Annotated in this window: 10 protein-coding genes and 1 pseudogene; 4 read left to right on the plus strand and 7 right to left on the minus strand. The window is 64.3% G+C overall.

Features of this window, described 5'->3' with window-relative positions; translation table 11 throughout:
- From EOA38_RS16135 to htpX, 3 genes and pseudogenes are all read right to left on the minus strand, one after another.
- Positions 1-464 (minus strand): annotated as a pseudogene (locus EOA38_RS16135) (heparinase); the annotation flags it as partial.
- 146 nt (positions 465-610) lie between these two features.
- Positions 611-1,990: an RsmB/NOP family class I SAM-dependent RNA methyltransferase gene (locus EOA38_RS16140; protein WP_245480847.1), complete on the minus strand. Its 1,380-nt coding sequence runs from the start codon at positions 1,988-1,990 to the stop codon at positions 611-613.
- A complete protein-coding gene (gene htpX, locus EOA38_RS16145; protein WP_127299667.1) occupies positions 1,981-3,006 on the minus strand; it encodes a zinc metalloprotease HtpX in 1,026 nt (341 codons plus the stop codon). The genes EOA38_RS16140 and htpX overlap by 10 nt, the downstream gene beginning before the upstream one ends.
- Positions 3,007-3,162: 156 nt before the next feature.
- Between htpX and EOA38_RS16150 the strand changes: the two genes are divergently transcribed.
- A complete protein-coding gene (locus EOA38_RS16150; protein WP_127299668.1) occupies positions 3,163-3,384 on the plus strand; it encodes a DUF1674 domain-containing protein in 222 nt (73 codons plus the stop codon).
- Positions 3,385-3,593: 209 nt separating this feature from the next.
- Here EOA38_RS16150 and EOA38_RS16155 read toward each other — a convergent pair whose 3' ends face one another.
- Positions 3,594-4,259 carry an HAD-IA family hydrolase gene (locus tag EOA38_RS16155; protein WP_127299669.1) on the minus strand — a complete coding sequence of 222 codons (666 nt, stop codon included), beginning with the start codon at positions 4,257-4,259 and terminating at the stop codon, positions 3,594-3,596.
- A 161-nt stretch (positions 4,260-4,420) separates the two neighbouring features.
- Between EOA38_RS16155 and EOA38_RS16160 the strand changes: the two genes are divergently transcribed.
- Positions 4,421-5,290 (plus strand): transglutaminase family protein, encoded by an 870-nt coding sequence (locus EOA38_RS16160; protein ID WP_126091317.1) that lies wholly within the window; start codon positions 4,421-4,423, stop codon positions 5,288-5,290.
- 11 nt (positions 5,291-5,301) lie between these two features.
- Here EOA38_RS16160 and EOA38_RS39205 read toward each other — a convergent pair whose 3' ends face one another.
- Entirely contained in the window at positions 5,302-5,577 is a 276-nt protein-coding gene (locus EOA38_RS39205) for a hypothetical protein (protein ID WP_189434695.1), read from the minus strand.
- Between the two features lie 315 nt (positions 5,578-5,892).
- Here EOA38_RS39205 and EOA38_RS16165 point away from each other — a divergent pair, with 315 nt between their 5' ends.
- A complete protein-coding gene (locus tag EOA38_RS16165; protein WP_126091318.1) occupies positions 5,893-7,161 on the plus strand; it encodes a cyclopropane-fatty-acyl-phospholipid synthase family protein in 1,269 nt (422 codons plus the stop codon).
- A 2-nt stretch (positions 7,162-7,163) separates the two neighbouring features.
- On the opposite strand, the gene EOA38_RS16170 is transcribed toward EOA38_RS16165, so the two are convergent.
- Both EOA38_RS16170 and acs read right to left on the minus strand, forming a co-directional pair.
- Complete coding sequence (locus EOA38_RS16170) at positions 7,164-7,913, minus strand: MOSC domain-containing protein (protein WP_127299670.1); 750 nt, start codon at positions 7,911-7,913, stop codon at positions 7,164-7,166.
- Positions 7,913-9,868 (minus strand): acetate--CoA ligase, encoded by a 1,956-nt coding sequence (gene acs, locus EOA38_RS16175; protein ID WP_126091320.1) that lies wholly within the window; start codon positions 9,866-9,868, stop codon positions 7,913-7,915. The genes EOA38_RS16170 and acs overlap by 1 nt, the downstream gene beginning before the upstream one ends.
- Before the next feature lie 309 nt (positions 9,869-10,177).
- Between acs and EOA38_RS16180 the strand changes: the two genes are divergently transcribed.
- Positions 10,178-10,450 (plus strand): aspartate-semialdehyde dehydrogenase, encoded by a 273-nt coding sequence (locus tag EOA38_RS16180; RefSeq protein ID WP_126091321.1) that lies wholly within the window; start codon positions 10,178-10,180, stop codon positions 10,448-10,450.
- The last annotated feature ends 99 nt before the right edge of the window (positions 10,451-10,549 follow it).

The raw sequence follows: 10,549 nt of genomic DNA on the forward strand, positions 1-10,549 counted from the left end.
ACGGAGGAATGCTGCAGCCAGGCGATCACCCGCTTGGCCGTCGTGCGCGGCTCCCAGGCGACGCCGGATATCTGGTTGCCGTGCATGGCGATCCAGTCGGAGACCAGGGCCCGTGCGTTGGCGGCGGCAAGCTCGGTGCCCGCGGCCCGCATATGGCGCAGCCAGCGGAAGCCGTGCAGCGTCTTTTGCCAGCCGTGGTTGGGCACATTGATCTGAAAGGGCGATTTGCCGCCGGTTTCCACCATGTGGCCGGACAACGGATAGCGCCCATAATAGATTTCGAGCGCGATCTGCGGATCGGCGAGCCTGAGATCCGGCGGCGCGATGAGCACGCGCTCGGGCGTGCGGCCGGAATAGCGCCAGCGATAGACGGGACCGGCGCGAAGACGCCGGCGCGTCTTGCGCCAAAACTCCCTCGCGACAAGCGTCCAAAGACGCGTCGTGTTGCCGGCAACAAGTGCCAAATCCCCTCCTGATCGTCCGCTACCCAAGCACAAGCTTATATGATTCAAGAACTTATGCGAAGGCGGATTTCGCCGGCGTGAAGCGCTTCACGCGGTGCCGCCGGGACCGTCCCTAAAAAAGTCAGCAAGTTTGATGTAATAACGTTTTAAGCGGCCCTTCGCATCCGCGCGGCAAAAAAGCCGTCCAGGCCGGAAATCCCCGGTGAGTCGAGCGCCATGTCGGCGGGTGTCGTGCGCAGGGTGCCCTCTGGCGTCAGGAACGGGTCGACGCCGGCGAATTCGCCCGCTTGGATCGGATCGGCGGCCACGCCGGGAGTCTCGGCAAGGAAAGCGCGGTAGAGATCTTCGCCCTCGATCGGGTCGAGCGAACAGTTGGAAAAGACAATCCGGCCACCGGGTCTGACGAGGCTAACGGCGTGAGCGAGGAGCTTCCGTTGGAGCGTGGCGAGCTTCTCGACATCAGCCATGGTCTTTGTCCACGGCACGTCGGGATGGCGGCGCACGGTGCCGGTCGAGGAGCAGGGGGCGTCGAGAAGCACGGCGTCGAACGGCTCCGCCGGCCGGTAGTCGAGCAGGTCTGTCTGCACCAGTTCCGCCGACAGGCCGAGGCGCTCGAGATTCTGCGCCAGACGCGCCAGCCGGTTCTTCGAGGTGTCGACGGCGGTGACATTGGCGCCGGCGAGGATGAGCTGTGCCGTCTTGCCGCCGGGCGCGGCGCAAAGGTCGGCAACGCGCTGCCCTTCGATGTCGCCGAACAGGCGCGCGGGGAGGCTTGCCGCCGCATCCTGCACCCACCAGGCGCCGTCGGTGAAGCCGGGCAAGTCGGTGACCGCAGCCTGCAGTTTTTCTATCCGCACGGTGCCGGTCGGCAGCACGATGCCGCCGAGCCGCTCGGCCCAGAGTGCCGGGTCGGACTTGACAGTGAAATCGACCGGCGCTTCGTGGCGGTGGGCGGCAAGGATGGTCCGCGCCTTGTCGGCGCCGTAGGCGGCGGTCAGCCGGTCGGCAAACCATTGCGGCGCCTCGCTGGTCGCGGCAAGCGTTGGCGCAAGCTCGGCCTCCTTGGCGCGCGCCAGCGAGCGCAGCACGCCGTTGACGAGCCCGGAAAAGCGCAGCGTGCGCGGATCGGACTTGGCATGGGTGACGGCAAGATCGACTGCGGCGCTGTCGGGGATATCGAGGAACAGGATCTGCGCGCCGGCCACGTGCAGGATGTGCGAGAGCGCGGTCGCGTTGGCCGGCAGCGGCCTCTCCAGACGCTTCGCCAGCAGGCCGGCAATGGTCATGCGGTAGCGCAGCGCCGTGACCAGGATGGCGCGCACCAGCGCGCGGTCGCGGGCATCAAGCGCCCTGTATTGCGGATGGCCGTGCTCGTTGTCGGTCAGGCCGTCGAGCGGTGTGCGGGCATCAATGACGGCGGCAAGCAGCCGAGCGGCAGCCTTGCGCGCGGCAAGCCCGGCAATCGCCTCGCCTGCATCACGTCTGCCAGGGGTTTGCGGTCGGCGCTTCGCTCCGCTCACGACCAAGGACCTTTGGGTCCTGCGCCGCGGGGTCCAGTCGGGTTGCGGCCCCATGGATTGGGTTTTGGCCGCGTCGGCTCGATTGGCGGCACGGGTTCGGCCGGCTTGCCCCACGGCCCGGCCGGCGGCTCATCGGCCGCCATCGGCGCTTCGCGCCGCGTGGCCCGAGAGGCGCTGCCCATCTCGCTCGCCATCTGCTGCAGGGCGGCGATACGGTTCTCGGTGCTCGGATGGGTCGAGAACAGATTGTCCATGCGCTCGCCCGAGAGCGGGTTGATGATGAAAAGATGGGCCATCGCCGGATTGCGCTCGGCATCCAGGTTGGGGATGCGTTCGGCGCCGCGCGCGATCTTGTCGAGCGCCGAGGCCAGCCACAGCGGCCGGCCGCAGATCTCCGCGCCGCGCCGGTCGGCCTCGTATTCGCGGGTGCGGCTCACCGCCATCTGCACGATCATGGCGGCGAAGGGCGCGACCAGCATGGCCACCAGCACGCCGACGAAGCCGAACGGGTTGTTGTTGTCGCGGCTTCCGCCGAAGAAGAAGGCGAAATTGCCGAGCATCGAGATCGCGCCGGCAAGCGTCGCGACGATCGTCATGGTAAGCGTGTCGCGATGCTGCACATGGGCAAGCTCATGCGCCATGACCGCCGCGACTTCTTCGTCCGAAAGCTGCTGCAGCAGGCCGGTCGAGGCAGCCACGGCGGCATTCTCGGGATTGCGGCCGGTGGCAAAGGCGTTGGGCTGTGGGGTGTCGATCTTGTACACTTTCGGCATGGGCAGGCCGGCTCGCCGGGCGAGGCCCTGCACTATCCTGTAGTATCTGGGGTCGCTTCTTTCGTCGACCTCGAAGGCGCCGTTCATCGACAGCACCATCTTGTCGGCGTTCCAATAGCTGAACAAGTTCATGCCGGCGGCGATCAAAAGCGCGATCATCATGCCGCCCGTGCCGCCGATCAGAAAGCCGACGCCCATGAACAGCGCCGTCATCGCGGCGAGAAGCATAGCAGTGCGAAGCGTGTTCATCGTCTGGTCCGTTTGGCGTGGTGGCGAATAGGAGTCGATCCGTCTTGCATCATGGCTATATGATGGGAAAGGCCGGTCTCTGTTTCAATCGGCCCCCTGTTTCAATCGGCCCTCTGTTTCAATCGGCCCCCTGTTTCAATCGGCAAGGCATATCGCATGACCGCACAGTCCAGCAAAACCGAAACCGCCGCCGCGGCCGAAAAGCCGCGAAAGACGCTGACCCCGGCGGCGGAGCGCGCGCTTGCCGAGGCCGAGGCGAGGCGAAAGGCATACCGCGAGGCGGAATCCCGCCTGGCGAAGGAGATCGGCGGCCGCGGCGGCAACGAACCCGGGCGCTACGGCGACTGGGAAGTGAAGGGTCTGACCAGCGACTTCTAGCCGGATATGCCGATATTCAGGTGAGGCCGGCCTGCGGATGGCGGCTTCCTGCGCTTCCGGCCTTCGCCGGCCGAGGCATTCATGAGAGTGGCGCGGCAGATAAGGCCACGGCCGGCGTAGGCCGGTACTCACGGGCCCATAGGTCCGCTCCGTTCCGGTTCTCGGAATTCACCATCCTCGACTCGGCCTGACCTGAATCTCGGCATATCCTAGGCCGCGTCACGCTGCCTATCGATGACCATCCAGCCGCTGTCGTCCGTGGCGATGCCGAGCGCATCGTAGGAAGCAATGCTGGCGTGTGGCGTCCGCATCGGATGGACATGCGTGGCGCTGATCACCATCACCGAGGCACCGGAAGCTTCGCCCGCCGCGATGCCGGCCGGAGCATCCTCGAAGACCAGGCAGTCGCGCGCCTCTACGCCGAGGCGCTTTGCCGCGAGCAGGAAGCAGTCGGGCGCGGGCTTGCCGCGGGTGACGTCTTCCGCCGAGACCATCATGGCGGGAAGCGGAATGCCGGCCGCCTCGATGCGCAGCAGCGCCAGCTCGCGCGGCGCCGAGGTCACGATCGCCCACCGCTCGGGCGGCAGCGATTGCAGAAACGCCACCGCGCCCGGGATCGGCACGATGCCTTCAAGGTCGTCGGCCTCGGCCTTGAGCAGCGCATCGGCTTCCGCAACAGGATCGACGCCCGGAAGCTTGAGCGCGGCGATCGTCTCTCTCGCGCGCCTGCCATGGATCGTCGGCAGGAAACTTGCCACGTCGAGACCATGGCGATTTGCCCAGTGGGTCCACACGCGTTCCGCCGCCGCGATCGAGTTGAGCACCGTGCCGTCCATGTCGAAAAGGAAGGCGGCGAACTTTCTGCCTACGAACATCGGATTTCCTGGAGAATCGTTTTCGGGGAGGGGCGAAACGTTCCTTATTTTAGCGCCGCCGGCGCTGCGTGAGAAGTCGCGCCGACGATTTCCATCCGCCGCAGGAACAACCTCCGGGTTGCCGCGTTCTTCTTCCCGATCATAAAAAAGGGGGGAATGCGATGCTGATCCGGCTCGGCTACGAAATCGCTATCGAATGCGTCGCGGCGACGCCGATCGTCTCGCTCCTCGACATCCACCCCGATCGCCATGCCGATATCAAACGACAGACGCGGGTGCTCACCTCGCCTTCCGTGCCGACCCGGACCTATCGCGACCGCTACGGCAACATCTGCCGCCGCTTCACCGCGCCGGCCGGCGGCTTCCGTATCCTCTATGACGCAGCGGTCGAGGACAGCGGCGAATGCGACGAAGTCAACAGGCTGGCGCACGAAACGCCGGTGGCGGACCTGCCGGACGACGTGCTCGTCTACCTGCTCGGCAGCCGCTATTGCGAAACCGATCACCTCGGCGGCCTCGCCTGGCAGCTTTTCGGCCGTCTCCCGCCCGGGTGGGCGCGCGTGCAAGCGATCGTCGATTATGTCCACAGCCGGCTTTCCTTCGGCTACGGCTATGCCCGCGCCACGCGCACCGCGGCGCAGGCGCATGAAGAGCGCGTCGGCGTGTGCCGCGATTTCGCGCATCTCGCGATCACGCTTTGCCGCTCGATGAACATTCCGGCGCGCTATGTGAACGGCTATCTCGGCGATATCGGCGTGCCGGCCGATCCCGCGCCGATGGATTTCTCGGCCTGGATGGAAGCATTCCTTGACGGCAAATGGTACACGTTCGATCCGCGCCACAATTGCCCCAGGATAGGCCGCGTCGTGATTGCGCGCGGCCGCGACGCCACGGACGTGCCGCTGCTGCACAGTTTCGGGCCGCACCGGCTCGGCCTGTTCAAGGTCTGGACCTATGAGCAGGTAAGCAACCGGTTCAATCCGCCGCAGCACGGCATCGACCGCACGGTAAGCGCGCAGATGCTGGCATAGGCAGGCGGCTGTTAAAGCGCGTCAAGCTGAAACGGATCCACGCGACGTGCTTTAAGTTCTTGTTTTGATGCATGTCGTTCTCCCAAAACCGCTGCACACTTTTGGGCGACATGCATTAAACGACGGCTCCAGCACCGCCGCTGACCCGCTTCGATGCTGGAGCGGTTCATCGTTTCCCGGAAACGCCGTTCACCCCTTCCTCGATCGCTATTGGTCCAAAAGGAAAAGGCCGCCGCTTCTTGACGAAGCCGGCGGCCTTCCGTGTTTCCGTCCATGACGCGGCTCATGGCGGCGACCCCATCGGGTCACCTGCCGCGCGTCTCGCGCCTTAACGGGAAGACTGCTTCCCGGAAGTGCAATCCGCTGAGCTCACGTTATGGAAAACGAAATCACTCGACATCGGATCACCTCCTTTCGATTGGTTGAACACGGCCCAAAGAATGGGGTGTGTCGCGGCAAATGACAAGGTGCCGCAACGGAATGGCCAGACGGGAAATCCTCGAGTAGTGCATTTGCGCAACAGATCGGGATTGCGGTCCCAAGGCGAATTGGACGACAGTGGCTCAAGCCAGCGGGCGTATTCGACGTATCGGGAGGTGGGAATGAATGCCGCCGACAGGGCCGCGCGGATCGTGCGAACGGTCGTCGAGACTCTGAAGCCCGGCTTTGCGGTCAGGCTGTGGACCGGCGAGCGGATCGGCCCCGCCGGCGGTCCGGTGCTCGCCATCAACGACCAGGACATCGTCTGGCAACTGGTGCGGCGGCCGGCCTTCTCGACGCTGGTCGAGATGTGGATATCCAAGACCGTCGACATCGAAGAAGGCACGCTGTTCGATTTCTACGCCCTGCCTTCGCAAGGCAAGCTCAAGACGAAGCTCAAGTCCCTGCCGAAGCTGGCAATCCTGCGCGACCTGCCGGCTGTCTTGTTTTCGCGAAGGCAGATGACGGCGCGCACCGACCTCTCCGGGCGCAATCCCTATGTCAGCGGGTCGAACAAGGCGGCGATCCAGCATCACTACGACATCTCGAATGCCTTCTACCGGCTCTTCCTCGACGAGCGCATGGTCTACAGCTGCGGTTACTTCCAGGATTTCGCCAATGGCATCGACCAGGCACAGGTCGACAAGCTCGATCACATCTGCCGCAAGCTCAGGCTGAAGCCAGGCGAAAGTCTGCTGGACATCGGCTGCGGCTGGGGCGCGATGCTCATCCATGCGGCGAAGAACTACGGCGTCGTCGGCCACGGCGTCTCGCTGTCGCAAGCCCAGACGGAGCTTGCCCGCGAGCGCATTCGCGCCGAGGGGCTGGAGGATCGCATCACCATCGAGATAAAGTCGTATGCCGAGCTCTCCGGCACGTTCGACAAGATCTCGTCGATCGGCATGTTCGAGCATCTGGGGCTCGCCAACCACGACGCCTACTTCTCGGCCGTCAATCGCCTGCTCAAGCCCGGCGGCATCTATCTGCACCACGCCATCACCAGGCGCAGCAAGGGCGACATCCGCAAGACACTGCGCAAGGGCCCGGAATACAAGGCGCTGATCAAATATATCTTTCCCGGCGGCGAGCTCGACACGATCGGCATGACGCTCGGCAATCTCGAGGCGCATGGCTTCCTGGTCCATGACGTCGAGAACTTGCGTGAGCACTACGCGCGCACCTGCAGGCTCTGGGCGGAGCGTCTGCACGCGCGCTTCGATGAGGCGATCGCCGAGGTCGGCGAGGCGAAGGCGCGGCTCTGGCTGCTCTATCTCTCCGGCTGCTCGATTGCCTTCGAGCGGGCCTCGGCGCAGATTTTCCAGACCGTCGCCACCAGGCGCGCGCGGGGGCCAAGCGGCCTGCCGCCAACGCGTGTGGATTTGTATCGATAAGCCTACACGAAGCGCATCGGCGCGCCGACCTCGATCCGCGCGGGCCGGTCGACGGTGCAGTAGACGCCGAGATTGTGGGCGTTGTGGCGCACCAGGTTGCGCAGGATGCCTGGATCGTTGTCGAAGCCGTCCTGCGCAATGATGGTGAAGCCGCAGCGGCGGCAGGGTTCCGAGATGGTGAGCAGCAGATCGCCGACCGCAAGCTTGCGGCCGATCCATTCCGTCTCCGGGAAAGAGCCTTCGACCGGCTCCATGTCGACGACGATGTTGGGGCGGAAGCGGCGCGGATCGGCCGCCCCTTCCGGATGCAGCGTCTTCAACCGCGCCAGCGAGGCGGTGGTCAGCAGATGGATCGGCGCCTTGCGATAGCGCGCCTGCGTCAGCGGACCGGCATAGGCCGGCGGCGCGTTCTCCCGGCCGAACGGCCGGATCGAGGCAGTGAAGCCGAGATAGGCAGACACGGCATGATCGCATTCGGTGCCGGGCGCGCTCAGCCAGTCGCCGCCGGGGACGGCCACCTCAAGTTCGCGATCGTTGGTCAGCCGGGTGCGGATACGCGGCACCTTGTGCCATTTGGCGTCGCGGTCGGGCCGGGCAATCTCGTTGTCCGCGGCATCCACGAGGCCGAACAGACGGTCGCCGTCGATGGTTTCGCGGCCGACCGAGATCGCGTCCTGGCGCTCGCCGGCGAGCGAGCTCGCCGGATAGCGCCAGAGATGACTGACGGTTCCGAGCACCGCCTTGTCTGTCATCAGGCCCTTTTGTTCTGCCGGTTGGCGACCAGGTCGTCGACGACCGCCGGATCTGCGAGCGTCGAGGTGTCGCCGAGCGCGCCGTAATCGTCCTCGGCGATCTTGCGCAGGATGCGCCGCATGATCTTGCCCGAGCGGGTCTTGGGCAGGCCCGGAGCGAACTGGATCTTGTCTGGTGTCGCGATGGCGCCGATCTCCTTGCGGACATGGGTGACGAGCTCCTTGCGGAGATCTTCGCTCGATGTCGTGCCGGCCATCAGCGTGACGTAGCAGTAAATCCCTTGCCCCTTGATGTCGTGCGGATAGCCGACGACGGCGGCTTCCGAGACCATGTCATGGCTGACCAGCGCCGACTCCACTTCGGCCGTGCCCATGCGGTGGCCGGAAACGTTGATGACGTCGTCGACGCGGCCGGTGATCCAGTAGTAGCCGTCGGCGTCGCGACGGCAGCCGTCGCCGGTGAAGTACTTGCCCTTGTAGGTCGAGAAATAGGTCTGCACGAAGCGGTCGTGATCGCCATAGACCGTGCGCATCATGCCGGGCCATGCATCGATGATGCAGAGATTGCCGTCGGCCGCTCCTTCGAGCACCTTGCCCTCGCCGTCGACCAACTGCGGCCTGACGCCGAAGAAGGGCCGCGTAGCCGAACCCGGCTTGAGGTCGGTGGCGCCTGGCAGAGGCGTGATCAGGATGCCGCCGGTCTCGGTCTGCCACCAGGTGTCGACAATCGGCAGTTTGGCGTTGCCGACGACGTTGTAGTACCACTCCCAGGCTTCCGGATTGATCGGCTCGCCGACGGTACCAAGCACGCGCAGCGACTTGCGCGAGGTCTTCTTCACATGGCTGTCGCCGGCGCCCATCAGCGCGCGCAACGCCGTCGGCGCGGTGTAAAAGATGTTGACCTGGTGCTTGTCGATGACTTCCCAGAAGCGCGACTGCGACGGGTAGTTCGGCACGCCTTCGAACATCAGCGTCGTGGCGCCGTTGGCTAATGGCCCGTAGACGATGTAGCTGTGACCGGTGACCCAGCCGACATCGGCGGTGCACCAGTAGACGTCGCCGTCGTGATAGTCGAAGACATATTGGTGTGTCATCGAGGCATAGACGAGATAGCCGGCCGTGGTGTGCAGCACGCCCTTCGGCTTGCCCGTCGAGCCCGAGGTGTAGAGGATGAACAGCGGGTCCTCCGCCTTCATCTTCTCCGGCTTGCAGTCGGCCTTAACGGTCGCTGCCTCGTCGTGGTACCAGACGTCGCGACCCGGCACCCAGCCGGTCTTGCCGCCGGTGCGCCGCACGACCACCACCTTCTCGACCTTCGTGCCGGCCTTGGCTGCGATGTCGATCGCCTTGTCGGCGTTGTCCTTCAGCGGGATCGGCTTGCCGCCGCGCAGGCCCTCGTCCGTAGTGACGACGACGGTCGACTTGCAGTCGTCGATGCGCCCGGCGAGAGCGTCGGGCGAGAAGCCGCCGAAGACGACCGAGTGGATGGCGCCGATGCGGGTGCAGGCCAGCATCGCATAGGCCGTCTCCGGGATCATCGGCATGTAGATGGTGACGCGGTCGCCTTTCTTGACGCCGTGCTTCTTCAGCACGTTGGCGAAGCGGCAGACATGCGCGTAAAGCTCGTTGTAGGTGATCTTCCTGTCATCGTAGGGGTTGTCGCCCTCCCAGATGATGGCGGTCTGGCCGCCGCGCTTCTTCAGATGCCGGTCGATGCAGTTGTAGGAAACATTGGTCTGCCCGTCCTCGAACCACTTGATCGAAACCTTGCCGTCGAAGGAGGTGTTCTTGACCTTGGTGAACGGCTTGAACCAGTCGATACGCTTGCCGTGCTTGCCCCAGAACTTGTCCGGGTTCTTCACGCTGTCGGCGTACCATTTGAGATAGGTTTCGTTGTCGATCAGCGCGTTCTTCTTCCACGCCGGCTGGACGCGGTGCACATGAACATCGGACATTTCTTTGCCTTCCTCCCAAACCGTTCCGCCGGCTTAGATCGCCGGCGGTATCGCGGCGACGCAGCCGCGAATTCGCGGGCATTATTAACAGTTCCGTCGTGACGGCAATATTAGACGTTGGATTCGCGCGGCGGGATGACGCAGGGGAAACGCTGAAACGCTGTCAGCACTCGTTACCCATCGCTGCTAACCAACTGTTTTGGCGAAGGAAAAGCCGGTTGCGATCAGCAAAATTCAATAGACAGTTAAGCAACTGAGCGCAGAATCGAACATTGGGAGGAAAGGAGATCGAGCCTTAAGGGGGCTGCCATGCACGACCACTCCGAAATGGACCTGATGCTCAGGGGCTATGGGTTGACCACGGCCAAAATCCTCTACCACTTCCCCGACCACCCGCATTTGCTGCAAAGCTTCATTTGGCAGGACTACGACGTCGCGCCGAAGTTTCCGGTGCTGATCCGCTTCATCGAATTCTGGAAGACGAAGCTCGACGGACCGCTGCATTCGGTCACCTACACGCATCAGAAGCTGATCGCGCCGAACGAGTGGCGGAAGGTGGATGGGGAGTTTTTATTGCATTGAGGCGTCGCCCATAATCTCCCCCCTTGAGGGGGAGATGTCGCCGAAGGCGACAGAGGGGGTCGCCGCGCGTGGAGCGCCAATGCCCTCCATGACGAGAGA

The sequence above is a fragment of the Mesorhizobium sp. M1E.F.Ca.ET.041.01.1.1 genome, from assembly GCF_003997355.1.
GTDB lineage: Bacteria > Pseudomonadota > Alphaproteobacteria > Rhizobiales > Rhizobiaceae > Mesorhizobium.